General features: G+C 37.5%; 20 protein-coding genes, 2 pseudogenes and 1 riboswitch. All 22 genes and pseudogenes read left to right on the top strand.

Going from position 1 to position 25,447, the window contains the following annotated elements; all coding sequences use genetic code 11:
* Positions 1-32 precede the first annotated feature (32 nt).
* The 22 genes and pseudogenes from ribF (at position 33) to yfmF (ending at position 25,446) form a co-directional block, all read left to right on the top strand.
* Positions 33-1,004, top strand: coding sequence for a bifunctional riboflavin kinase/FAD synthetase (ribF, locus tag NKR74_RS15665; RefSeq protein ID WP_253630197.1), 972 nt, complete (start codon positions 33-35; stop codon positions 1,002-1,004).
* A 100-nt stretch (positions 1,005-1,104) separates the two neighbouring features.
* A complete protein-coding gene (gene rpsO, locus NKR74_RS15660) occupies positions 1,105-1,374 on the top strand; it encodes a 30S ribosomal protein S15 (protein ID WP_020059143.1) in 270 nt (89 codons plus the stop codon).
* A 160-nt stretch (positions 1,375-1,534) separates the two neighbouring features.
* Positions 1,535-3,676 (top strand): polyribonucleotide nucleotidyltransferase, encoded by a 2,142-nt coding sequence (gene pnp / locus NKR74_RS15655; protein ID WP_098309703.1) that lies wholly within the window; start codon positions 1,535-1,537, stop codon positions 3,674-3,676.
* A 256-nt stretch (positions 3,677-3,932) separates the two neighbouring features.
* Positions 3,933-4,832 carry a polysaccharide deacetylase family protein gene (locus NKR74_RS15650; RefSeq protein ID WP_253630196.1) on the top strand — a complete coding sequence of 300 codons (900 nt, stop codon included), beginning with the start codon at positions 3,933-3,935 and terminating at the stop codon, positions 4,830-4,832.
* A gap of 88 nt (positions 4,833-4,920) precedes the next feature.
* Complete coding sequence (locus NKR74_RS15645; protein ID WP_098309705.1) at positions 4,921-6,165, top strand: M16 family metallopeptidase; 1,245 nt, start codon at positions 4,921-4,923, stop codon at positions 6,163-6,165.
* A 280-nt stretch (positions 6,166-6,445) separates the two neighbouring features.
* Complete coding sequence (locus tag NKR74_RS15640) at positions 6,446-6,697, top strand: YlmC/YmxH family sporulation protein (RefSeq protein ID WP_098309706.1); 252 nt, start codon at positions 6,446-6,448, stop codon at positions 6,695-6,697.
* A gap of 170 nt (positions 6,698-6,867) precedes the next feature.
* Positions 6,868-7,770 (top strand): dipicolinic acid synthetase subunit A, encoded by a 903-nt coding sequence (gene dpaA, locus NKR74_RS15635; RefSeq protein WP_098309707.1) that lies wholly within the window; start codon positions 6,868-6,870, stop codon positions 7,768-7,770.
* On the top strand, positions 7,767-8,366 hold the full coding sequence (locus NKR74_RS15630) for a dipicolinate synthase subunit B (protein ID WP_098309708.1): 600 nt from the start codon (positions 7,767-7,769) through the stop codon (positions 8,364-8,366). Before dpaA ends, NKR74_RS15630 begins: the two co-directional genes overlap by 4 nt.
* A gap of 149 nt (positions 8,367-8,515) precedes the next feature.
* Entirely contained in the window at positions 8,516-9,562 is a 1,047-nt protein-coding gene (gene asd / locus NKR74_RS15625) for an aspartate-semialdehyde dehydrogenase (RefSeq protein ID WP_098309709.1), read from the top strand.
* Positions 9,563-9,584: 22 nt separating this feature from the next.
* Positions 9,585-10,817: an aspartate kinase gene (gene dapG, locus NKR74_RS15620; RefSeq protein ID WP_098309710.1), complete on the top strand. Its 1,233-nt coding sequence runs from the start codon at positions 9,585-9,587 to the stop codon at positions 10,815-10,817.
* A gap of 11 nt (positions 10,818-10,828) precedes the next feature.
* The gene (gene dapA, locus NKR74_RS15615) at positions 10,829-11,707 is read left to right on the top strand and encodes a 4-hydroxy-tetrahydrodipicolinate synthase (RefSeq protein WP_098309711.1); all 879 of its coding nucleotides are present in this window, start codon (positions 10,829-10,831) and stop codon (positions 11,705-11,707) included.
* A gap of 646 nt (positions 11,708-12,353) precedes the next feature.
* Complete coding sequence (locus tag NKR74_RS15610) at positions 12,354-14,024, top strand: ribonuclease J (RefSeq protein WP_098309712.1); 1,671 nt, start codon at positions 12,354-12,356, stop codon at positions 14,022-14,024.
* A 103-nt stretch (positions 14,025-14,127) separates the two neighbouring features.
* Positions 14,128-14,877, top strand: coding sequence for a ClpP family protease (locus NKR74_RS15605; RefSeq protein WP_098309713.1), 750 nt, complete (start codon positions 14,128-14,130; stop codon positions 14,875-14,877).
* Positions 14,874-15,080 (top strand): YlzJ-like family protein, encoded by a 207-nt coding sequence (locus NKR74_RS15600; RefSeq protein WP_098309714.1) that lies wholly within the window; start codon positions 14,874-14,876, stop codon positions 15,078-15,080. The genes NKR74_RS15605 and NKR74_RS15600 overlap by 4 nt, the downstream gene beginning before the upstream one ends.
* Positions 15,081-15,439: 359 nt before the next feature.
* Positions 15,440-16,228 (top strand): annotated as a pseudogene (locus NKR74_RS24170) (cell division protein FtsK); the annotation flags it as partial.
* Between the two features lie 96 nt (positions 16,229-16,324).
* Positions 16,325-17,821: pseudogene (locus NKR74_RS24165) on the top strand (DNA translocase FtsK); the annotation flags it as partial.
* Between the two features lie 356 nt (positions 17,822-18,177).
* Positions 18,178-18,280, top strand: a riboswitch (purine riboswitch).
* 237 nt (positions 18,281-18,517) lie between these two features.
* Complete coding sequence (locus NKR74_RS15590) at positions 18,518-19,243, top strand: GntR family transcriptional regulator (RefSeq protein ID WP_230573512.1); 726 nt, start codon at positions 18,518-18,520, stop codon at positions 19,241-19,243.
* Between the two features lie 89 nt (positions 19,244-19,332).
* Positions 19,333-20,415, top strand: coding sequence for a BMP family lipoprotein (locus NKR74_RS15585; RefSeq protein ID WP_253630194.1), 1,083 nt, complete (start codon positions 19,333-19,335; stop codon positions 20,413-20,415).
* An 81-nt stretch (positions 20,416-20,496) separates the two neighbouring features.
* Complete coding sequence (locus NKR74_RS15580; RefSeq protein ID WP_253630193.1) at positions 20,497-22,029, top strand: ABC transporter ATP-binding protein; 1,533 nt, start codon at positions 20,497-20,499, stop codon at positions 22,027-22,029.
* The gene (locus NKR74_RS15575; RefSeq protein WP_098309719.1) at positions 22,022-23,080 is read left to right on the top strand and encodes an ABC transporter permease; all 1,059 of its coding nucleotides are present in this window, start codon (positions 22,022-22,024) and stop codon (positions 23,078-23,080) included. Before NKR74_RS15580 ends, NKR74_RS15575 begins: the two co-directional genes overlap by 8 nt.
* Positions 23,081-24,040, top strand: a complete 960-nt coding sequence (locus tag NKR74_RS15570) for an ABC transporter permease (RefSeq protein ID WP_253630192.1) — start codon at positions 23,081-23,083, stop codon at positions 24,038-24,040.
* Between the two features lie 131 nt (positions 24,041-24,171).
* Positions 24,172-25,446, top strand: a complete 1,275-nt coding sequence (gene yfmF / locus NKR74_RS15565) for an EF-P 5-aminopentanol modification-associated protein YfmF (protein ID WP_098309721.1) — start codon at positions 24,172-24,174, stop codon at positions 25,444-25,446.
* The last annotated feature ends 1 nt before the right edge of the window (position 25,447 follow it).

Raw genomic sequence — 25,447 nt, 5'->3', positions numbered from 1 at the left:
AAGGATTATTATAGAAAAAGGTGAATTCAAGCGTGAAACTCATTCATTTAACTCATCCTCATGCTTTAAATAAAGCGGAAATAGAGTCTACTGTAATGGCATTAGGGTATTTTGATGGTATTCACTTAGGTCATCAACGTGTCATTCATACTGCAAAAAAGGTGGCGGAAGAACGAGGATTTAAAAGTGCTGTTATGACTTTTCATCCACATCCGTCTGTTGTATTAGGGAAAAAGGAAGCGCATGTAGAGTATATTACGCCTTTACGAAGTAAAGAAAAAGTAATTGCAAGTTTAGGAATTGATATTTTATATGTTGTGAAATTTGACGAAGCATTTGCAAATCTATTGCCACAACAATTTGTAGATGATTATATCATTGGGCTGAATGTACAGCATGTTGTAGCAGGCTTTGATTATTCATATGGACGTTTAGGAAAAGGGACGATGGAAACTTTGCCATTTCATGCAAGAGGGGAGTTTACACAAACCGTGATTGAAAAAGTAGAATTTCAAGAAGAAAAAGTAAGTTCCACATTATTGCGAAAACATATTCGCAATGGAGAAATGGAACAAATACCATCTATTTTAGGCAGACCATATACTGTTGAAGGAACAGTTGTTCATGGAGATAAGCGCGGACGCCAAATTGGTTTTCCGACAGCAAATATTGCTCTAAATGATGAATATCTTTTACCGCCTGTTGGTGTATACGCCGTTCGAATGAAAGTAAATGATGAGTGGCATGAAGGTGTATGTAATATCGGATATAAACCGACTTTTAAGGAAAGTGAAAAGCAGCTTTCTATTGAAGTGCATCTTTTTGAATTTCAGCGTGATATATATGATGAGTCTGTTGTTGTAGAGTGGCATATGCGAATTCGCGAAGAAAAGAAATTTAATGGTATTAATGAGTTAGTTGCACAAATTGCAAAAGATAAAAAAGTAGCAGAAGATTATTTTAACCGTGCAAATAATATACTTGCTTTTTCGAATGAAAAGTAGTATTCTATCTTATGTACTTTAAAATAACCATTGCTTGGCATTACGACTCACCGACGTTTGCTAGGTAATTGGGGATTTATTACTTAGGAGGTGAAATAGGATGGCTTTAACACAAGAGCGTAAAAATGAAATCATTGCACAATTTAGAACTCATGAGACTGATACTGGTTCTCCAGAAGTTCAAGTTGCTGTCCTAACGGAGCAAATTAACACTCTAAATGAGCACTTACGTACTCACAAGAAAGATCATCATTCACGTCGCGGTCTTTTAAAGATGGTTGGTAAACGTCGTAACTTACTTACTTACCTTCGTAACAACGACATCACTCGCTACCGTGAACTAATCACAAAGCTTGGATTACGTCGATAGTCAAAAAAGCGGGAATATTCCCGCTTTTTTGTTAGGTAAAAATATATCTTCGACTCTTGATAGCTTACTGAATTTTCGGTAATACTAGAGGAAGAATATTGTGATATATTATTCATTTACATAGAAGAACTGAATACTTTAAATTGAGAGGGGTACTTAAATGAGTCACGAAAAGCAAGTCTTCTCGATAGATTTGGCTGGTCGTCAGCTAACAATTGAAACAGGTCAGCTTGCAAAGCAAGCAAATGGAGCAGTATTAGTGAGATATGGCGACACAGCGGTTCTATCTACAGCAACTGCATCAAAAGAGGCAAAAAATGTAGATTTTTTTCCACTAACAGTAAACTATGAAGAGCGTTTATATGCAGTAGGGAAAATTCCAGGCGGTTTTATTAAACGTGAAGGTCGTCCAAGTGAAAAAGCGATCTTAGCAAGCCGTTTAATTGATCGTCCAATTCGTCCTCTTTTTGCTGATGGCTTCCGTAATGAAGTGCAAGTTGTCAGCATCGTTATGAGTGTGGATCAAGATTGCTCTTCAGAAATGGCAGCTATGCTTGGTTCTTCATTAGCGTTATCGATTTCAGATGTTCCGTTTGAAGGTCCGATCGCTGGTGCGACAGTTGGCCGTATTGATGGAGAGTTTATTATTAATCCAACAGTTGAACAACAAGAGAAAAGTGATATTCACCTTGTTGTTGCTGGAACAAAAGATGCTATTAACATGGTAGAAGCAGGTGCAGATCAAGTACCTGAAGAAACAATGTTAGAAGCAATTATGTTCGGTCATGATGAGATTAAACGCTTAATCGCTTTCCAAGAAGAGATTGTACAAGCAGTTGGTAAAGAGAAGACAGAAGTTAAACTGTATGAAGTTGACGCTACAATCAACCAAGATGTACGTGAAATGGCAGAAAAAGATATGCTTGCTGCTATCCAAGTTCATGAGAAACATGCACGTGAAGATGCAATTAATGAAGTGAAAAAACGTGTAATTGAGCATTATGAAGCGAATGAAGCTGATGCAGAAACATTAGGACAAGTAAGTGAGATTTTATATAAAATTGTAAAAGAAGAAGTACGTCGTCTTATTACAGTTGAAAAAGTGCGTCCGGATGGTCGTAAAGCTGATGAAATTCGTCCTTTAGCATCAGAGGTAGGAATTTTATCTCGTACGCATGGTTCTGGTTTATTTACACGTGGACAAACGCAAGCACTAAGTATTTGTACGTTAGGTGCATTAGGCGATGTACAAATTTTAGATGGTCTTGGTGTAGAAGAATCAAAACGTTTTATGCATCATTATAACTTCCCGTCCTTTAGTGTCGGAGAAACAAGACCAATGCGTGGTCCAGGTCGTCGTGAAATCGGTCATGGTGCATTAGGTGAGCGTGCTCTTGAGCCAGTTATTCCATCTGAAAAAGACTTCCCGTATACAGTTCGTCTCGTATCAGAAGTATTAGAATCAAATGGTTCTACTTCGCAAGCAAGTATTTGCGGAAGTACATTAGCGATGATGGATGCAGGTGTTCCACTTAAAGCACCAGTTGCTGGTATTGCAATGGGACTTGTGAAGTCTGGTGAACACTACACAATTTTAACAGATATCCAAGGTATGGAAGATCACTTAGGTGATATGGACTTTAAAGTAGCTGGTACAGCTAAAGGTGTAACAGCACTTCAAATGGATATTAAAATTGAAGGTTTATCTCGTGAAATTTTAGAAGAAGCATTGCAACAAGCAAAAGTTGGACGCATGCACATTTTGGATCACATGTTATCTGTTATTGCTGAGCCTCGTACAGAGTTATCTCAATATGCTCCTAAGATTGTTACAATGACAATCAATCCGGATAAAATCCGTGATGTTATTGGGCCAAGTGGAAAACAAATTAACAAGATTATTGAAGAAACAGGCGTGAAAATTGATATTGAACAAGATGGTACAGTCTTTATTTCATCTATTGATCAAGAAATGAATGAAAAAGCGAAGAAAATTATCGAAGATATCGTTCGTGAAGTACAAGTAGGTGAAATTTACTTAGGAAAAGTAAAACGAATTGAAAAATTCGGTGCTTTCGTTGAATTATTCAGTGGGAAAGACGGTCTTGTTCATATCTCTGAACTAGCACTTGAGCGTGTAGGCAAAGTAGAAGATGTTGTGAAAATCGGTGATGAGATTTCAGTAAAAGTTATCGAGATTGACAAACAAGGTCGTGTAAACTTGTCTAGAAAAGTATTGCTTAAAGAAGAGCAAGAAAAAGAAGCAGCAAAACAAGAAGCAGCAAAGCAAGAACAAGAATAAGCTAAAAGCCAAGGAATTCCTTGGCTTTTTTATTATGTATAAAACCTTGGGATATATCTCGAGGTTTTTTTGTATATAACAGAGTATAGTTTTAACGAGAACGTTTAAATTAACAATGATAAGAAAAGGAGATTTTTACTATTCTGCTTTAACGAGCTGTAAATCCAGTCTTAGCATTTAGGGAAAGAAGAGAAGTGAGATTGGACTAAACAGCACGCCTAATGATAGAAGTTTCATTTTACTGGAGGGTACTTTTATGAAAACTCGCATCATTTTACTTATAGTTATTTTATTGTTCTCAGCTCAGCATTTTTCGCATATATCATATGCAAAAGACCATTTGTACGAAGAGATTGAAGAAAAAGCGAAAGTATATACGATTCCAGCACAAAATGCATGTATTGATAAAGTATGGAAAGCAACGCCAGGTTACAATGGAAAAGCAGTAGATATAAGAGCTTCCTATGATAACATGAAGAGGAAGGGTAGCTTTGATGAGAAACAGTTGGTATATCGAGAGGTATCGCCTCAAGTGCATTTAGAAGATTTATCTCCCGCTCCTATTTATAGAGGGAATCCAAGTAAAAAAATGGTTGCGCTTACTATTAATGTTGCCTGGGGGAACGAATATCTTTCTCGGATGTTAGAAGTACTGCAAAAACATCAGGTTACAGCAACTTTTTTTCTAGAAGGAAGATGGGTAAAAGAAAATTTACGTTTTGCAAAAATGATTGCAGATGCAAATCAGGAAGTGGGAAATCATTCGTATACGCATCCTGATATGAGCACTTTGTCGGTTGATGCAATTTATGAACAATTGCAAAAAACGAATCAAGTCATTGAAGCAGCGACGAATCAAAAGGTACGCTGGTTTGCACCGCCAAGTGGTAGTTTTCGTGATGATGTTGTCCATACTGCTGCAAAACTAAAAATGGGAACGATTATGTGGACGGTAGATACAATTGATTGGAAACGACCAGAACCGCATGTGTTGCTACAGCGAGTGTTAAGTAAAGTACATCCCGGTGCCATTATTTTAATGCATCCTACTTCTTCTTCAGCAGAATCACTCGATACATTGATTTCAAAGCTAAAAGAGAGAGGGTATACGGTAGGGAATATATCAGCTTTAGTAGACGAAAAGCGTATTGATTAAACACATTTGCATGACATTCGCTGTTAAACTTGTTATGATTATATAATAGAAACTTTTTACAGAGAATTTGTCAATAGGAGGAAGGCATTTGATCAAAAAATATACGTGTAAAAATGGAGTAAGAATCGTAATGGAGAATATTCCAACAGTACGTTCTGTTGCAATTGGAGTATGGATTCATGCGGGATCACGAAATGAAAATGAAAAGAATAATGGGATTTCTCACTTTTTAGAACACATGTTTTTTAAAGGAACGAAAACACGTAGTGCTAGAGAAATTGCAGAATCCTTCGACAGCATTGGCGGACAAGTTAATGCGTTTACATCAAAGGAATACACATGTTACTATGCAAAAGTATTAGATGAGCATGCGAAATACGCACTTGATATTTTAGCGGACATGTTCTTTAATTCAACGTTTGTTGAAGAAGAATTGAAAAAAGAAAAGAACGTTGTGTTCGAAGAAATTAAAATGTATGAAGATACACCAGATGATATTGTTCACGATATGTTAACGAAGGCGACGTATGAAACGCATCCGCTAGCATATCCGATTTTAGGAACAGAGCAAACCCTTGACACATTTACAGGTGATACGCTTCGTCAATATATAAAAGATCATTATACGCCAGAAAATGTCGTTGTTTCCGTCGCTGGTAATATTGACGAATCCTTTGTTCAAATCGTCGAACAATATTTTGGAAATTATGAAGGAACGACAAATCGCGAACAAGTACATAAGCCTGTTTTTCACCCGAATAAAGTAGCGCGCAAAAAAGAAACAGAACAAGCCCATTTATGTTTAGGATTTAATGGATTACAGATGGGTGACGAAAATATTCATAATTTAATTGTATTAAATAATATTTTAGGTGGCAGCATGAGTAGCCGTCTGTTCCAAGAAGTGCGTGAGCAACGTGGATTAGCATACTCTGTATTTTCTTATCATTCTTCTTATGAAGATACAGGGATGTTAACAATTTACGGAGGAACGGGTAGTCAGCAGCTAGATACGCTGTACGAAACTATTCAGCAAACACTAGATATACTAAAAGATAAAGGAATTACAGAAAAAGAATTACTTAACAGTAAAGAGCAACTAAAAGGAAATCTTATGTTAAGTTTAGAAAGTACAAATAGTCGTATGAGCCGCAATGGTAAAAATGAGTTGCTGCTGAAAAAACACCGCTCTTTAGATGAAATTATTGAAAGTGTAAACAGTGTTACAAAAGCGGATGTAGATACGCTGATTCGTAATATGTTTACAGACGAGTTTTCTGCAGCGCTTATTAGTCCAAATGGAGAGCTTCCAAAAGGAATAAGTAAAAAATAAATATGTTTATGAAACCGTTTCTTATTAAGGAGAAACGGTTTTTTTATATACATGGGGGCAAAACTGGTAGGCATTTTTTTTACAAGACTAGAATAGGTACTTAATATAAAGTGAAACTTCCCCCACTGAGGGTTAGTTGAACTAAGCGGGCATTTACGGGCAGTTATACCCGACCTATCTTCTTTGCTTCTCTCTCAATCTTGAGGTGGGGGTTTTACTGCCTGTTAATGCGGGATAAAAGAAATCTTCAAATTAGAACGTTTTATAAGGAGAGGATGGAATGCGATTAAGTGAATTGAGCGGGAAAGAAATTGTTGATTTACAGCGTGCGGAGAGAATGGGAGTACTTGGGCATGCGGACTTAGAGATTGATGAGAGAGATGGTAAAGTTCAAGCGCTCATTATTCCTGTTGGGAAATGGGGAGGGTTCAAACGAGGGCAACAAGAAGTGCGTGTGGAGTGGGGCAGAATTAAAAAAGTAGGGCAGGATATGATTATTTTTGATCTTGCTAATTATTCAGATCCTGTTTAAAAGATGACCATTGTGGTTGTCTTTTTTTATTGTGGAAATCCATAGATGCAAATCATCCTTACTTTTGGTTTTTCAATCACCTTATACTCGTATATTACATATGATGTGGAGGAAAACGAAAAAAGTAGGCGCTTTTCTTATAATGAGAGAAAAAGAAGGTGAAGTAAAGGATGTTGACTGATATCCATATTGCTGTCATAGGAGGAGATGCACGACAGCTTGAAGTTATTCGTAAGCTAGTTGAGCTTGATGCAAAACTCTCATTAGTAGGCTTTGATCAACTTGATCATGGATTTACAGGAGCAGCAAAAGAGAGTATGCAGAATCTTGATTTTACTTCTTTAGATGCCATCATTTTGCCGGTAGCTGGAACTGATGCAAACGGACAAATCGATACAATTTTTTCTAATAAAAAAGTGATAATTACGAAAGAGCAAATTGAAAACACACCAGCACATTTTACGATATATTCAGGTATTAGTAACACTTACTTAGATACAATTGCTTCTTCTACGAATCGAAAACTTATCAAATTGTTTGATCGTGATGATGTGGCAATTTATAATTCAATTCCAACGGTTGAAGGGACCATCATGATGGTTATTCAACATACAGATTATACAATTCATGGCTCTAAAGTAATGGTATTGGGGTTTGGGAGAACTGGAATGAGTGTAGCGAGAGCATTTCAGTCGCTAGGAGCAAAAGTGAAGGTAGGTGCTCGGCGCTCTGAGCATATTGCTCGTATCACAGAGATGACATTTACGCCATTTCAAATGCGAGATATAGAGCAAGAGGTGCAAGATGCCGATATTGTAATTAATACAATTCCGTATCTTGTTGTAACAGCAAGTGTAATTTCAAAAATGCCAGCTCACACATTGATTATCGATTTAGCTTCTAAACCAGGCGGAACAGATTTCCGGTATGCGGAAAAGCGAGGCATTAAAGCATTGTTAGCACCTGGACTGCCAGGAATTGTTGCACCAAAAACAGCAGGGCAAATTCTTGCGAACGTTCTTTCTAATTTATTAATGGCAGATATAGAAGTGAGAAAGGAGAAGAAAAAATGAGTGTAAAAGGCAAACGAATTGGTTTTGGATTAACAGGTTCGCATTGTACGTATGCAGAAGTCATGCCGTATTTAGAGAAGCTTGTTGCAGATGGAGCCGAAGTGTTACCTATCATATCGTACACATTGCAAACGACAAATACGAGGTTTGGTGAAGGGGCAGAGTGGGTTGAAAAGATAGAAACTATTACAGGTCATAAAGTAATTGACTCTATCGTAAAAGCAGAGCCGCTTGGTCCGAAAATTCCGCTAGACTGTATGGTTATAGCTCCGTTAACAGGGAATACGATGAGTAAGTTTGCAAATGCAATGACAGATTCTCCTGTATTAATGGCAGCGAAAGCGACACTAAGAAATGGTAAACCTGTTGTATTAGCTGTTTCAACAAATGATGCTCTCGGATTAAACGGAGTGAATATGATGCGTTTGATGGCAACGAAAAATATTTATTTTGTACCGTTTGGGCAAGATGCACCGCATAATAAACCGAATTCTATGGTAGCGCGTATGGAATTGTTGCAAGATACAATGGTTGAAGCGATGGAAGGGAAACAACTGCAACCTGTAGTTGTAGAAAAATTCAGATACATGAATTAAAAAACAAAAAACAGACAATTTTTTTCATGAAACCATCATTCTTCTCGCAGAATATGATAAAATTAATTCTATTAAGAATTAGAAGGAGTATTTGTTACTCCTTTTTATTCTAAGTATAGAAGGATTGGTACCTAGAAAGGGGCATGGTGATGGAAAAGAAAAAATCTTTTCATGTCGCTGTAGTTGGAGCAACCGGCGCAGTTGGTGAACAAATGTTAAATACTTTAGAGCAACGTGATTTTCCAATTGGAAAATTAACGTTACTTTCATCTAAACGTTCTGCAGGCAAAACGCTTTTATTTAAAGGAGAAGAAGTAACAGTACAAGAAGCTACTCCTGAAAGCTTTGAAGGAGTGGATATTGCACTCTTTAGTGCGGGTGGATCTGTATCAAAACAATTAGCACCAGAAGCAGCAAAGCGCGGTGCAATCGTTGTTGATAATACTAGTGCGTTCCGCATGACAGAAAATGTTCCGCTTGTTGTACCAGAAGTAAACGAAAAAGACTTATTAGAACATAACGGAATCATTGCAAATCCAAACTGTTCTACAATTCAAATGGTAGTTGCTCTCGAACCAGTTCGTCAGCACTTTGGTTTAAAACGAGTAATCGTTTCCACATATCAAGCTGTATCAGGTGCAGGGGCTGCTGCAATTGAAGAGCTTCATGAACAATCACAAGCCATTTTAAACGGCGAAGAAGTAAAAGCAAATGTTTTACCTGTAAAAGGTGATGAAAAACATTATCAAATTGCATTCAATGCGATTCCACAAATTGATAAGTTCGAAGATAATGGCTTTACATTTGAAGAAATGAAAATGATTAATGAAACGAAGAAAATTATGCATATGCCAGAGCTTGAAGTAGCGGCAACATGCGTACGCTTACCAGTTGTATCAGGTCACTCTGAATCTGTTTACATTGAAGTGGAAAAAGAAGGTGTAACAGTAGAAGAACTACGTAATCTGTTAGCGAACGCAGAAGGAATTGTACTGCAAGATAATCCAGCAGAACAAGTATACCCAATGCCGGCAACTGCAGTTGGTAAAAACGAAGTATTCGTTGGTCGTATCCGTAAAGATTTAAACAATGATAAAGGATTCCATCTTTGGGTCGTATCTGATAACTTATTAAAAGGTGCTGCATGGAACTCTGTTCAAATTGCAGAACGATTAGTGAAATTACAATTAGTGTAAACGGCTAAAAGAAGGTGCAAAAATGAAAATTATTGTCCAAAAATTCGGTGGAACATCTGTGCGTGATGAAAACGGTCGAAAGCATGCTCTTCATCACATTCAAAAATCATTGAAAGAAGGCTATAAAACTGTAGTTGTTGTATCTGCGATGGGCCGTGTAGGTGAGCCTTATGCAACGGATACATTATTAAACCTTGTAAATGAGAAGCAATCGTTTATTTCAAAACGCGAGCAAGATTTATTGTTGTCTTGCGGTGAGCTAATTTCGGCGATTGTGTTTTCAAATATGCTAAATGAAAATGGTGTGAAGGCTGCAGCGTTTAACGGTGCACAAGCTGGATTCATTACAAATGATGACTTTACCAATGCAAAGATTATTGAGATGGATTGTGAGCGCATTTTGAAGGAATTAGAAGAAGTTGATGTAGTCGTCGTAACGGGATTCCAAGGCCGAACGAAAGAAGGCGATACGACAACACTTGGACGCGGAGGTAGTGATACATCAGCATCAGCGTTGGGTGTTGCACTTCATGCTGAGTATATTGATATTTTTACAGATGTAGAAGGTGTAATGACTGCTGATCCACGTATTGTAAAAGATGCGCGTCACCTTGAAAATGTAACATATAATGAAATTTGTAATATGGCATATCAAGGTGCAAAAGTCGTTCATCCGCGTGCAGTTGAAATTGCGATGCATGCAAAAGTGCCACTGCGTGTGCGTTCAACATATTCTGATAGCGAAGGAACTCTGATTGCAGCGTATGATGGTGCGACAAAAGGTCGCGATGTACAAGAGCGTCCTGTAACTGGTATTGCTCATGTTTCTAATGTAACGCAAATTAAAGTGTTGGCCAAGGACGGGGCATACGATTTACAAACAGAAGTGTTCAAAGAAATGGCAAATGAAAAGATTAGCGTAGATTTAATTAATATTTCTCCTACTGGTGTAGCATACACAGTTAGTGATGAGGTTACAGGCCGAGCTGTCGAAGTACTGCATAAACTTGGATATAATCCAATTGTAACTGAGCACTGCGCGAAAGTATCCATTGTTGGAGCTGGTATCGCAGGTGTTCCGGGTGTTACTGCAAAAATTGTAACAGCATTAGCTGAAAATGGTGTTCAAATATTACAATCTGCAGATAGCCATACAACAATATGGGTGCTTGTTAAGGAAGAGAAACTAGTAGATGCTGTAAATGCGCTTCATCGTGCATTTGAGCTTTCAAAAGAAAAGCAACTGGAATTATAAGGAGTGAGACCATGATAGATTTTGGGACAATTGCAACGGCGATGGTCACACCATTTGATAAGAATGGAAATATCGACTTTGTAAAGACAACAAAATTGGTAAATTATTTAATTGATAACGGTACAACCGCAATCGTTGTAGGGGGAACAACAGGTGAGTCTCCTACATTAACATCTGAAGAAAAAGTAGCGTTATATCGCCATGTTGTATCTGTTGTCGATAAAAGAGTGCCTGTAATTGCTGGAACTGGTAGCAATAATACACATGCTTCTACGGAGCTTACGCAAAAAGCAGAAGAAGTAGGTGTAGATGCGATTATGCTAGTTGCACCGTATTATAATAAACCAAGTCAAGAAGGTATGTATCAGCACTTTAAAACAATTGCTGAAAGTACAAAACTGCCGGTTATGTTATATAACGTTCCAGGCCGATCTATTGTACAAATTTCTGTTGATACAGTTGTTCGTTTATCACAAATTCCAAACATTGTTGCAATCAAGGATGCAGGCGGCGATGTATTAACAATGACAGAAATCATTGAAAAAACAGATGATAATTTTGCTGTATACAGCGGTGATGATGGCTTAACATTGCCAGCGATGGCAATTGGAGCGAAAGGTATTGTATCTGTTGCTTCTCATGTTATTGGTAACGAAATGCAAGACATGATCGCAGCATTCCAAACTGGCGATATGAAAACAGCACAAACGCTTCATCAATTGTTAGTAAGAGTGACGAATGCACTATTTATGGCACCGAGTCCAACTCCTGTCAAAACAGCACTGCAAATCGTAGGGTTAGATGTTGGTTCTGTTCGTTTACCTCTTCTACCATTAACTGAGGCAGAAAGAACGCAATTACTTGAAGTTATACAATCTATTCCTCGTTAATAGAAAAGAAAAGTGGCTTAGTGTTGTACTAAGTCACTTTTTTGTGTTTCGTACTGTATCCCGCATTAACGGGCAGTAAGACCCCCACCTCAAGATGGAGAGAGAAGCAAAGAAAATAGGTGGGGGATAACTGCCCGTAAAAACCCGATTGGTTCTAACCATCAGTGGGGGATGAAGAGAATCCCCACTGATGGAAGTTTCACTTTATCTCACTATTTTGGGGTAGTAAGCCCCCTATCTACAAAGAAAATCCCCACGGGTGGAAGTTTCACTTTATTGCTTAGATGAAGTGGTGAAATGAATCCAGTTTATCATCGTGTACACATTCTTCTCTTTTCTTTCTTATAATTTAACTTGTGTTCTATTTCTTGTATCAGTTATAATATGGCTAAGTAGCTTAGTACGGGTATGCTTAGCAAAAATGGGAAAACTTTACGGATTATCGGATTTTGTATGAAATTACATAAAACATTTGATTTATATAATGAAAGAGAGGTGGAACCTGGTTTAAAAACGAAAAAACGTGATATCGCATAGCGATAAGACCTTCGTTTTAGATGCTGAAAAATGATGGTGGAGTTTCCCCTGGTTTCTCTACAATGTTAGTGGGATCAGTTTTTACAACATTTTTAAACCAGGCAACAACATGAAGAAAAAAGAGATAGATACTGTAAAAGTATTCGCTCTCGGTGGAGTGGGCGAAATTGGAAAAAATATGTACTGCGTTGAAATTGACTCTGAAATTTTTATTGTAGATGCGGGACTTATGTTTCCGGAAGAAGAGATGTTTGGAATAGATATTGTTATTCCGGACATCACATATTTAGTGGAAAATAAAGAGCGAGTAAAAGGACTATTTTTAACACATGGCCATGAAGATCATATTGGTGGTATTGTCTATGTGTTAAGAAAATTAGATATTCCGGTTTATGGAACAAAGCTGACGAATGGTCTCGTGAAAGAAAAATTAGGGGAAGCGGGTATGTTAGGTCGCGTTGATTTAAAAACGATTGATTCTAATGCTACGGTAGAATTCGATACAACAACTGTTTCCTTCTTTAAAACAACACACAGTATTCCAGATGCAGTAGGGGTTTGCTTCCATACTTCACAAGGTGCAATTGTATATACTGGTGATTTTAAATTTGACCAAACTCCTGTTGGGAATAATGGTTCAGATATTGGAAAAATGGCGCAAATTGGAAATGAAGGTGTGCTTTGTTTACTATCTGATAGTACGAATGCAGAGCGCCCTGGCTATACAGGATCTGAGAGAGAAGTCGGTTTGGAGATTTCTAAAGTATTTTATAATTCAGAAGGTCGTATTATTGTGGCTTCATTTGCTTCTAACGTTCATCGTATTCAACAAGTTTTTGATGCAGCGTATGAAACTGGGCGTAAGGTAGCGGTAGTTGGACGAAGTATGGTAAAAGTTGTTGATATTGCGTATAATCTAGGGTATTTAAATATTCCAGACGGTATGTTAATTTCACTTCAGGATGTTGATAATTATCCTGAGAAAAAGGTGACGATTTTAACGACTGGTAGCCAAGGTGAGCCAATGGCTGCTCTTTCTAGAATGGCAAGACAAGCCCATAAACAAATTTCAATTCGTAAAGGTGATACAGTCATTATTGCTGCATCCCCAATTCCAGGGAATGAAACATCTGTTTCAAGAACAATTGATTTACTGTTTAGAGCAGGTGCGGATGTCGTATATTACGGAGAAAAGAAAGTCCATGTTTCCGGGCATGGTAGTCAAGAAGAATTGAAACTAATGTTAAACTTAATGAGACCGAAATATTTTCTGCCTGTACATGGTGAATTCCGTATGCAAAAGGCGCATGCCCGTTTAGCTCAAGGTGTTGGCGTTCACTCAGATCGTATTTTTATCACGGAAAAAGGTGAAGTGATTTCCTTCACAGATGGAGAGGCAAAACCTGCTGGTAAGGTTCCTGCAGGAAATGTATTGATTGATGGATTAGGCGTTGGTGATGTTGGAAATATCGTTTTGCGTGATCGTAAAATGTTATCACAAGATGGTATTTTAGTCGTTGTTGTAACGCTTGGAAAAGATGAGAAAAAGATTATTTCTGGACCAGAAATTATTTCGCGAGGATTTGTTTATGTTCGTGAATCAGAGGCGTTAATTGAAAAATCAACTGATATTGTACGTACAATTGTAGAACAATCTATCAAAGAATATTCTATTGAATGGTCAACGTTAAAACAAAATATTCGTGAGCTACTTGGACAATTTTTATTTGAAAAAACAAAGAGAAAACCGATGATTTTACCAATTATCATGGAAGTATAAGAGATGGCTGCCTATTTGTAGGCGGCTTTTTCTTTTGTCCTCTGTCGAATGAAATTTACAACTTAACAAATAATAGTTATATACGTGAGAAAGGGGATTCGATATGGTAGAGCGTGATGAAATGAAAAATGAAGAAAAAGAGGCCGAGACAAAAGAAGAAACGAAAGAAGCTTCTGTGCTAGAGAAAATTCAGCAACTTGGACAGACGAATGTCCCGCAATTAAATGAATCGCGTATTCATTGTTTAACGATTGTAGGGCAAATTGAAGGGCATGTACAATTACCGCCGCAAAATAAAACAACGAAATATGAACATGTTATTCCTCAAATTGTAGCAATTGAACAAAATCCTAAAATTGAAGGGCTATTAATTTTGTTAAATACAGTTGGAGGAGATGTAGAAGCTGGGCTTGCAATTTCTGAAATGATTGCTTCGCTTTCGAAACCAACAGTATCGATTGTTCTTGGTGGAGGTCATTCAATTGGTGTGCCGATTGCTGTGTCAACAGATTATTCATTCATTGCAGAAACAGCAACAATGACGATCCATCCTATTCGTCTTACAGGTCTTGTGATAGGTGTTCCACAAACATTTGAGTATTTAGATAAGATGCAAGAGCGTGTCATTCGTTTTGTCACAAAGCATTCAAAAGTAACAGAAGATCGTTTTAAGGAGCTAATGTTTGCGAAAGGGAATTTAACACGAGATATTGGTACGAATGTTGTAGGTGGAGATGCGGTGAAATATGGTTTAATTGATGATGTTGGAGGGATTGGCCAAGCGGTCAAAAAATTAAATGAATTAATTGACGCAAAAGCATCATCTGAACAAAGCGGGGCGTTATTACAATGATTTTATATACCATTATGCCAGAGCAACTCGTGTATCCAATGGATCATACAGAATTTGCAAGGCAGAAAATTGTACATGTAGATGGTATTGATATGGTTGTTGAAATGGGGAATGAAAATGATTATTCTGTTGTACGAGTATTAAGTACAAATCCCCAGCATTTTTTACAATATGAACCGGGGCAGAAAATATCCTTTTCGTAAAAGCAGGATTTTGTTTATGAGCTATGGTATAATATAAAAAACAAGAAGGTGGAGCAGCCGTGTATAGGCTGCTTTCTTCAATTTATCCCGCTATTCGCGGGAAATTATCACCTGCTTCAAGATTTTAAGAAAATAAAGAAGATAGGAGCGGGATAATTTCCCGTAAAATCTCGATTGGTCGGGCTAACGATGTGAGGGATGAAAACCCTGCATTCATGGAGGTTTTACTTTATTAGTATTCGGCTTTAAATTATCCACTGATAAGATAATGTGAAGAAAATTCACTGCCATTAGAGCGGGATTGAAACTACACTTGTTTTACAAAAGTTATATTTTGAATTGGAATTTGAGGTGAAGAAATGGCAAAACAAAAGCAAAGAGGGACGAAAACAAAAGCAAGACGTACCATAAAGCCAACTTTGTACTACGAAATCGTCGGTTTGGCTCTTTTTGCGCTCTCCATCATTACAATTATGCAGCTAGGTGTTGTCGGAAAAGCATTCGTGCTATTTTTTCGCTTTTTCTTTGGGGAATGGTACATACTTGGAGTACTTGGAGTTATTGCTCTTTCTATAGCGTTTGTTATAAAACGAGAGTGGCCAAATTTATTGCACAAACGATTGATTGGTATATATTTAATCACATTAGCTGTGCTCATGTTTAGTCATATTACATTAGTCAACCTTCTAACAAAAGATGGGGCGGTACAAAGTTCATCTGTTATTGTGACTACGAAAGATTTGTTTTTTCATGAAATGAAAAAAGGAGTCGACACGGTTCATTTAGGCGGAGGGATGTTTGGGGCTATTATGTTTGCGACATGTTACTTTTTATTTGATGAAGTTGGCGCATACATAATTGGAATGATTCTCATTTTACTTGGTGTACTATGTATTACAAATAAACATATAGGCGAGGTGCTTGCACCGATTGGGCGAATACTCAGAGGGCAATTTGAATCGATGCAAGGTGATTACAAAGAGTGGCAAACAAAACGTGCTGCTGAGAAAACGGAAAAGAAAAAGACCGTTCGTACGCGAAGTGAACGTCATGTGCAAGAAGTGCCGGAGTTAGAAGAGAGTGTAAAAGAGAGTGTAGAAGAGGTTGAAGTAGTACCGCCGATTATATCAAACTTTACTGAAAACTATACAACACCAGATCCAATAAGAAATGAATCGCTTACTTCTGAAACAAATCTAGAAGAATCTCTGCCTATGCAAGAGGAGCAGCCGAAGCGGCAGAAAGGTGGGAAAATTGTTGAATCTCTTTCTGGAGAGACAGCGGCGCCACCAATGCATTTTTCAGATGTTGAAAATAAAGATTATAAGTTGCCTTCTTTAGAACTATTAAAGTTTCCAAAGAATAAGCAAGTGACCAATGAAAATGAAACGATTTATGAAAATGCACGTAAGTTGGAACGAACATTCCAAAGCTTCGGTGTGAAAGCGAAAGTAACAAAGGTCCATAGAGGACCAGCCGTTACAAAATATGAAGTGTATCCTGATATGGGAGTTAAAGTAAGTAAAATTGTTAGTTTAAGTGATGATTTGGCATTAGCTTTAGCGGCAAAAGATATTCGAATTGAAGCCCCAATTCCTGGGAAATCAGCTATTGGGATTGAAGTGCCAAATTCAGAAGTTGCAATCGTTACGTTAAGAGAAGTGTTAGATTCGAAAGCGAATAATCATCCAGAAGAAAAGTTATTAATTGGACTTGGGCGTGACATTACAGGAGAAGCTGTATTAGCCCGTCTGAATAAAATGCCTCATTTACTTGTAGCAGGAGCAACTGGTAGCGGAAAGAGTGTATGTATAAACGGAATTATCACAAGTATCTTAATGCGCGCTAAGCCGCACGAGGTGAAACTCATGATGATTGATCCGAAAATGGTAGAGTTAAATGTATACAATGGTGTTCCGCATTTATTAACGCCTGTTGTAACAGATCCGAAGAAAGCATCGCAGGCGCTAAAAAAAGTTGTCAATGAAATGGAGCGTCGCTATGAATTGTTTGCTCATAGTGGAACGCGTAATATTGAAGGGTATAACGAGTATATAAAGCAACATAACGAACATTCTGAAGCGAAGCAACCCGAACTTCCTTATATTGTTGTTATAGTGGACGAGTTGGCAGATTTAATGATGGTTGCTTCTTCCGATGTAGAGGATGCGATTATGCGTCTTGCACAAATGGCACGTGCAGCTGGTATTCATTTAATTATTGCAACGCAGCGTCCATCTGTGGATGTTATTACGGGTGTTATTAAAGCGAATATTCCATCGCGAATTGCCTTTGCAGTTTCTTCTCAAATTGATTCAAGAACTATTCTTGATACAGGGGGAGCAGAGAAATTATTAGGACGCGGTGATATGCTGTTTGTACCAATTGGTGCTTCTAAACCAGTTCGTGTGCAAGGAGCATTTCTATCAGATGAGGAAGTAGAGAAAGTAGTAGAATATGTTGTTACGCAGCAAAAAGCACAGTATCAAGAGGATATGATCCCGCAAGATGTACCAGAAACAACGAAAGAAGTAGAGGATAGTTTATATGATGAAGCAGTTCAGCTTGTTGTCGATATGCAGACAGCGTCAGTTTCTATGTTACAGCGGAGGTTCCGTGTTGGGTATACGCGGGCGGCACGTTTAATTGACGCGATGGAAATGAATGGTATCGTGGGACCGTATGAAGGAAGTAAGCCCCGTGAAGTATTAGTAAAAGATATTCAAGAGAAAAGTTCGTAATAAAGTGAAACTTCCATCAGCCGGGGAGGCTTTATTCCCCGCTGATGGAAAGCCCGCCCAATCGGGCTCTTATGGGCAGTTATTCCCCATCTATCTTCTTAGCTTTCTCTAAATCTTGAGGTGGGGCTTACTGCCCGTTAGTGCGGGATAAAGTGAAACTTCCATGTGTCTGTTCATGTGAGATAAAGAAGCCGATTAGAAACACTTCTAGTCGGTTTCTTTATTAAATAAAAATGACAACGCTTACTAATGTTGTGTTTCGATGAGAATACGAATGGTTATATATTTTTTTATTTCAACGTTCGATTTTTTTTGTTGGATTGTATTGACAGTAATCATATCAAGTGGTACGATTACTTCGAAATCAAAATAAACCTCATATAATCTTGGAAATAAGGTCCATAAGTTTCTACCTAGCAACCATAAATTAGCTAGACTATGAGGAAAAAGTGTAAATACAAGGTGTATCATAACTTTGTCCCTGACTTTTTCAGCATATGAGAAATGTAGGTGTACAAAGTTTTTTTTATGGGTTAAAGAAAGAAAATTTAACCTAAAAAAATTATTAGCATTTATTCGACAAATTGCAATTTTCTTATTTTTTATTCAGGGGCATCCATGGTATATTAATTGTGGAAAAAAGAGAAAAGAGGTCTTACATCAGAGGTCGAATAAGTGAAGTGCGAGGGGAGTCTTATGTCAGTAAAGTCAGATAGTCGACATTTGTATTTACGAGTGATTGACCACATTAAAGAAAAGATTAAAAACGGGGTGTATAAAGAGAAACAAAAGCTACCATCCGAATTTGATCTAGCAAAAGAGTTAGGCGTCAGTAGAGCGACATTACGAGAAGCACTTCGAATCTTAGAAGAAGAAAACGTTGTTATTCGCAGGCACGGTGTAGGGACGTTTGTAAATGCAAAACCTTTGTTTTCTTCAGGAATTGAACAATTATCTAGTATTACAGATATGATTGCTAGTGCAGGGAAAACGCCAGGTACAGTGTTTTTATCATCATCAATAGGCAATTTAACAGAAGAAGAAAAAGAGAAGTTTCATAGTGAAGATGATTTTGAAACACTTATGATTGAACGCGTTCGTACAGCAGACGGGGAACCTGTTGTATATTGTGTTGATAAGTTGCCAAAAGAAGTTCTTCCTGATTTGTCAGAATACAAAGAAGAATCATTACTTACTGTCATCCATAAAAACACAAATAAACGCATTACGTATGCTGTTGCTCATATTGAACCGCTCGGTTATCATCCGAAGATATCGCCGATTCTAGAGTGTGAGCCAGAAACAGCACTACTTGTATTAAAGCAAATGCATTATGATCAAAATGATGAACCAATTTTATATTCTATTAACTATTTTCGAGCAGATAAATTTAGCTTTCACGTGTTAAGAAAACGGATGTAAAATGTCCCCTTTTTAGGGGGGTGACAGCAAGAAAACGGGGACATGGTCATATAGGTAGAATGATACATATTTTAGGAGGGGTTTCTAGTATGAAGAAAAAAGCGGGGATTTTATTATCATTAACGTTAGCAGCAAGCGCGATTTTAGGAGCTTGCGGTAACACTAATAAGGAAAGTGACAAAAAAGAGGGAAAAGGAAATAATAACTTTAAGGTTGGTATGGTTACAGACGTTGGTGGAGTAGATGATAAATCATTTAACCAATCTGCTTGGGAAGGTTTAACTGCATTTGGTAAAGAGAATAAGTTAAAAGAAAACGAAGAATATCGTTATCTGCAATCTTCTAAAGAATCAGACTATGTTCCTAACTTAACAAAGTTTGGGGAAACAAATTACGACTTGACATTCGGAATTGGATTCTTAATGCAAAAATCAATTGAAAAAGTAGCGGGTCAATTCCCAAAAAATCAATTCGCGATTGTTGATGCTGTAGTAAATAAACCGAACGTAACAAGTATTACATTTAAAGACCATGAAGGTTCTTTCCTTGTTGGTGTAGTGGCAGCAATGACAACGAAATCAAACAAAGTTGGCTTTATCGGTGGTGTAAAGAGTCCATTAATTGAAAAATTTGAATCTGGTTTTAAAGCTGGGGTAAAAGCAGTAAATCCGAACATTGAAATTGTATCTCAATATGCTGAAGCATTTGATAAGCCGGAAAAAGGTTCTGTATTAGCTTCTGCTATGTACGGCCAAGGCGTTGACGTAATTTATCATGCATCTGGTGCAACGGGTAACGGTGTGTTTACAGAAGCGAAAAACCGTAAGAAAAAAGGTGAAAATGTTTGGGTAATCGGTGTTGACCGTGATCAAACACAAGAAGGTATGCCAGAGAATGTAACATTAACTTCAATGGTAAAACGTGTTGATGTTGCAGTGGAAAAAGTTTCACAAGAAGCAAAAGATGGTAAATTACAAGGTGGTAAAACAGAAGAGTTTGGCTTAAAAGATGATGGTATCGGGATTGCAAAAACAACTGATAACGTGAAAAAAGTAAATCCAGAGATTTTAACAAAAGTAGAAGATTATAAAAAGAAAATCATAAACGGTGAAATTAAAGTGCCATCTACTCCAGATGAGTACAAAACATATGAGGCTTCTCTTAAAAAATAATGTTAGAGAAATAGCAAAGGTTAGTTCTTAGAACTAACCTTTGTATATATAAAGAACTTTGTCCTGTCAAGGAGGAATAACATGGAATACGTAATTGAGATGAACAATATTACGAAAGTATTCCCGGGGATTGTAGCGAATGATAATATTACGCTGCAAGTGAAACAGGGAGAAATTCATGCTTTACTTGGAGAAAACGGTGCTGGAAAATCAACACTTATGAATGTTTTGTTTGGATTGTATCAACCAGAACAAGGAGAAATTAAAATTGAAGGGCAGCCTGTGAAAATTACGAATCCGAATGTAGCGAATGATCTTGGAATTGGTATGGTGCATCAGCACTTTATGCTTGTTCATAATTTTACAGTCACGGAAAATATTATTCTAGGAAATGAACCGAAGAAAAACGGTAAAATTGCTATTGATGAAGCAGCGGAAAAAATTAAAAAATTATCTGAGCAATACGGACTAGCAGTAGACCCATATGCGAAAATAGAAGATATTTCTGTTGGAATGCAACAACGTGTAGAAATTTTGAAAACGCTCTATCGCGGGGCGGAGATTTTGATTTTTGATGAACCTACAGCTGTATTAACACCGCAGGAGATTCAAGAGCTTATTCATATTATGAAAAAGCTTGTACAAGAAGGGAAATCTATTATTCTTATTACACATAAGTTGAAAGAAATTATGGAAGTATGTAATCGTTGTACAATTATTCGTAAAGGAAAAGGAATTGGTACGGTAGACGTTGCAAATACAGATGAAAACAAGCTTGCAGAATTAATGGTCGGACGTCAAGTGAATTTTAAAACTGAAAAGTCAGACGCCAAACCACGTGAAAATGTACTTACGATTTCTAATCTTGTTGTGCACGATGCACGTCAGTTACCTACCGTAAAAGGACTTGACTTAACTGTTCGTGGAGGAGAGATTGTTGGTATTGCAGGAATCGATGGAAATGGACAAAGTGAATTAATAGAAGCGATTACTGGTTTACGAAAAGTTGAGTCAGGCTCTATTACGTTAAGAGAGAAGGACGTGACGAATTGGCCAGTTAGACGCATTACAGAAGAAGGCGTTGGACATATTCCAGAAGATCGTCATAAACATGGGCTCGTTCTTGATTTTTCTATTGGAGATAATATGGTACTTCAAACATATTATAAAAATCCGTATTCCAAAAAAGGTATTTTGAATTTTTCGAAAGTATATGAAAAAGCAAAGTCGTTAATTCAACAGTTTGATGTTCGTACACCGAGTGAGCATACACCAGCACGGGCGTTATCTGGGGGAAACCAGCAAAAGGCAATTATTGCTCGTGAAGTGGACCGTGATCCGGATTTATTGATTGCTGCACAGCCAACACGCGGTTTAGATGTCGGGGCAATTGAATTTATTCATAAAAAGCTAATTGAACAGCGTGATAAAGGAAAAGCAGTTTTACTACTTTCGCTAGAGCTTGACGAAATTTTAAATGTAAGTGACCGTATCGCTGTTATTTATGAAGGGAAAATTGTGGACATTGTGAATGCAAAAGAAACAAATGAACAACAACTAGGTCTGTTAATGGCTGGGGGAAAGAAGAAAGAGAAGGTGAATACAAATGGCTAAAAAGTTTTTAACGGAGCGAACAATTAATATGGTAGTACCTGTATTATCCGTTATTTTTGGTTTACTTGTTGGAGCCATTATTATGATTACGAGCGGATACGATCCAATCGCCGGCTATGCTGCATTATGGGATGGAATGGTTGGAAATCCACGTGCGATAGGGGAAACACTTCGAACGATGATTCCACTTGCTCTTGCGGGTTTATCGGTAGCATTTGCGTTCCGTACAGGTTTGTTTAATATCGGGGTAGAAGGACAATTATTAGTTGGATGGCTCGCTGCTGTTTGGTTCGGTTATGCTGTTTCTCTACCAGCCTTTCTCCATATTCCATTATCGATATTAGTTGCAGCCCTTGCTGGCGGACTGTGGGGATTTATTCCTGGATATTTAAAAGGGAAATTCAAGGTAAACGAAGTTATCGTTACAATTATGATGAACTATATCGCGCTTTACGTAACTTATGATATTATTAAACGTTTTTTACATGAAGGAAATGAAAAATCGTATGATATACAAGCAAGCGCGTCTCTAGCTTCTTCTTGGTTATCATCTTTAACAGGAGGCTCTCGCCTGCACTGGGGAATTATTGTAGCAATTATTATGGCGATTATTATGTGGTTTTTATTAGAACGAACAACATTAGGTTACGAGCTCAAATCAGTTGGATTTAATCAACATGCCTCCAAATATGCAGGGATGAAAGTGTCGCGTAATATTATATTGTCAATGACAATTGCTGGTGCGTTTGCTGGAATTGGCGGTGCGATGGAAGGGCTTGGAACGTTCCAAAGTATGACAGCGATGTCTTCTTTTACAGGAATAGGATTTGATGGTATCGCTGTTGCTCTTCTTGGTGCAAATAATGCATTTGGTATTTTATTAGCAGCACTTTTATTTGGCGGTCTGAAAAGTGCTGCGCCGCAAATGAACTTTGAAGCGAATGTTCCATCTGAACTAATTAATGTCATTGTTGCTTGTATTATTTTCTTTGTAGCATGCAGCTATGTTTTACGATGGGCACTTTCTCGTTTTAGCAAGGAGGGGAAATAAATGAGTTTCCTAGATATTGTAGCCATTCTTGTCACAGGTACGTTATATACAGCAGCACCGCTTATTTTTACAGCACTTGGAGGCGTATTTAGTGAACGTTCTGGTGTTGTTAACATTGCATTAGAAGGTTTAATGTTGTTTGGTGCGTTTGTTGGAGTTGTTACAACTTTATTAATGGGGGATACATGGGGAGCAATGACGCCGTGGATTGCGCTTATTTTTGCAGCGATTGGCGGGGGATTATTTGCACTTCTTCATGCGGTTGCATCAATTACATTCCGCGCTGATCAAGTTGTCAGCGGAGTAGCGATTAACTTTTTAGCGTTAGGATTAACAGTGTTTGCGATTAAAAAGATTTTTGGAAAAGGTCAAACTGATTTTATCCAATATCGTATTGAAAAAATTGATATTCCTGGCCTTTCTGATATTCCTGTTATTGGAAAAGTGTTTTTCTCTGATGTACCATTAACCTCTTATATTGCAATCATTTTAGCATTTGTAGTTTGGTATGTGATTTATAAAACACCATTTGGCTTACGATTACGTGCTGTTGGGGAACATCCGATGGCAGCTGATACAATGGGTATTAATGTTTATAAAATGCGCTATATTGCTGTTTGCTTATCAGGTATGTTTGCAGGTGTCGGCGGTGCTGTATTTTCAACATCTATCTCAAATAACTTTTCTGGCGCTACAATTACAGGCCAAGGGTTTTTAGCGTTAGCAGCAATGATTTTTGGAAAATGGCATCCAATTGGGGCTCTAGGTGCAGCGTTATTTTTTGGATTTGCACAGTCACTAGGCGTTGCAGGTGGTACAATTCCTGTTTTAAATCAAATTCCAAGTGTCTTTTTAACGATATTACCATATGTATTAACAATTTTTGCACTTGTCGGTTTTGTTGGGCGTTCCGAAGCTCCGAAAGCGCTTGGAACACCATATGAAAAAGGAAAACGCTAAAAGCTAAAAAGCTCGCACATTAGTGCGAGTTTTTTTACATACAATAACGTTAATACATGAGAAAAGTTGCAATTTCTTTTGTGAAAACTGTATATTGAAGAAGAAAATTCCTTTTTAGAGGAGGTTTACCAATGGAGCTTATAAAACAAGAAACACATGAATTAGGTGGATTACGCCTACATATTATTCCAACGGAAAAATATAAAACGAATACATTTGTATTGCGCCTGAAGGCACCGTTATGTGAAGAAACAGTAACAGAACGGGCATTACTTCCTTATGTATTACAAAGTGCTACAGAAACACATCCATCTGTTATTCGTATTCGTCAATATTTAGAGGAGTTATATGGCTCTTCATTAGCTGTAGATGTAAGTAAAAAAGGTGAAGATCATATTATTTCTATTTATATAGATGTTGCTAATGAAACGTATTTACAAGAAGCGCCTCCGCTCTTTGAAAAAGCGCTTGCTATGCTTGCTGATATTTTACTAAGACCAGCAACAGAAGGTAATGGTTTTTTACAAACGGTTGTGGAAAGTGAGAAACGTGCGCTTGTGCAGCGTATCGAATCTACGTTTGATGATAAAATGCGTTATGCTAATGAACGCCTCATCGAAGAAATGTGTAAAGTAGAGCCATATCGCTTAAGTGCAAATGGTCAAAAAGAGCGTGTTTCTGCTATTACAAGCGAGACGCTGTATCAATACTATAAAAAAGTCTTAGAAGAAGATGAAATGGATTTATATATTATAGGTGATATTGAAGCGGGGGCTCTTGACCTTGTGAAACAATATTTCTCTGTTTCTAAACGTGAGGTGAAAGAAAGAAATGTAATGTTGCATAAGAAAAATGAAGAAGAGCAAGAAGTTGTAGAAAAACAAGAATTAAAACAAAGTAAATTAAATGTTGGATACCGCACATATATTACGTATCGTGACGAAGACTATTTTGCTTTGCAGTTATTTAATGGTTTGTTTGGTGGTTTTTCACATTCAAAATTATTTGTTAATGTACGTGAGAAAAACAGTTTGGCATACTATGCTGCTTCTCGTTATGAAAGTCACAAAGGACTTCTGTTCGTGATGTCTGGAATTGAGGGCAAAAATTATGAAAAAGCTGTTACGATTATTAAAGAACAAATGACAGCGATGCAAAATGGTGATTTTACTGATGAGGAAATCGTACAAACAAAAAGTGTAATTAAAAATCAAATCTTAGAAACAATTGATACGCCGCGCGGTCTTGTAGAACTTCTGTATCATGAAATAATTGCAAATTATAATCGCCCTGTAGGAGAATGGTTAACAGGGATTGAACGGGTAACGAAAGATGCAATCGTGAACGTGGCTAATAATATCCAGCTAGATACAATTTATTTCTTACACGGGACGGAGGGTGTTTAAG

The organism is Bacillus sp. 3103sda1 (assembly GCF_024159135.1).
GTDB lineage: Bacteria > Bacillota > Bacilli > Bacillales > Bacillaceae_G > Bacillus_A > Bacillus_A rhizoplanae.
This window is presented reverse-complemented; position numbering and strand designations above follow the sequence as displayed.

Coding starts and splice junctions, on each gene's coding strand:
- rpsO (WP_020059143.1), top strand. CDS start 1,105: ATGGCTTTAACACAAGAGCGTAAAAATGAAATCATTGCACAATTTAGA.
- pnp (WP_098309703.1), top strand. CDS start 1,535: ATGAGTCACGAAAAGCAAGTCTTCTCGATAGATTTGGCTGGTCGTCAG.
- NKR74_RS15650 (WP_253630196.1), top strand. CDS start 3,933: ATGAAAACTCGCATCATTTTACTTATAGTTATTTTATTGTTCTCAGCT.
- NKR74_RS15640 (WP_098309706.1), top strand. CDS start 6,446: ATGCGATTAAGTGAATTGAGCGGGAAAGAAATTGTTGATTTACAGCGT.
- dpaA (WP_098309707.1), top strand. CDS start 6,868: ATGTTGACTGATATCCATATTGCTGTCATAGGAGGAGATGCACGACAG.
- NKR74_RS15630 (WP_098309708.1), top strand. CDS start 7,767: ATGAGTGTAAAAGGCAAACGAATTGGTTTTGGATTAACAGGTTCGCAT.
- asd (WP_098309709.1), top strand. CDS start 8,516: ATGGAAAAGAAAAAATCTTTTCATGTCGCTGTAGTTGGAGCAACCGGC.
- dapG (WP_098309710.1), top strand. CDS start 9,585: ATGAAAATTATTGTCCAAAAATTCGGTGGAACATCTGTGCGTGATGAA.
- dapA (WP_098309711.1), top strand. CDS start 10,829: ATGATAGATTTTGGGACAATTGCAACGGCGATGGTCACACCATTTGAT.
- NKR74_RS15610 (WP_098309712.1), top strand. CDS start 12,354: ATGAAGAAAAAAGAGATAGATACTGTAAAAGTATTCGCTCTCGGTGGA.
- NKR74_RS15605 (WP_098309713.1), top strand. CDS start 14,128: ATGGTAGAGCGTGATGAAATGAAAAATGAAGAAAAAGAGGCCGAGACA.
- NKR74_RS15600 (WP_098309714.1), top strand. CDS start 14,874: ATGATTTTATATACCATTATGCCAGAGCAACTCGTGTATCCAATGGAT.
- NKR74_RS15590 (WP_230573512.1), top strand. CDS start 18,518: ATGTCAGTAAAGTCAGATAGTCGACATTTGTATTTACGAGTGATTGAC.
- NKR74_RS15585 (WP_253630194.1), top strand. CDS start 19,333: ATGAAGAAAAAAGCGGGGATTTTATTATCATTAACGTTAGCAGCAAGC.
- NKR74_RS15580 (WP_253630193.1), top strand. CDS start 20,497: ATGGAATACGTAATTGAGATGAACAATATTACGAAAGTATTCCCGGGG.
- NKR74_RS15575 (WP_098309719.1), top strand. CDS start 22,022: ATGGCTAAAAAGTTTTTAACGGAGCGAACAATTAATATGGTAGTACCT.
- NKR74_RS15570 (WP_253630192.1), top strand. CDS start 23,081: ATGAGTTTCCTAGATATTGTAGCCATTCTTGTCACAGGTACGTTATAT.
- yfmF (WP_098309721.1), top strand. CDS start 24,172: ATGGAGCTTATAAAACAAGAAACACATGAATTAGGTGGATTACGCCTA.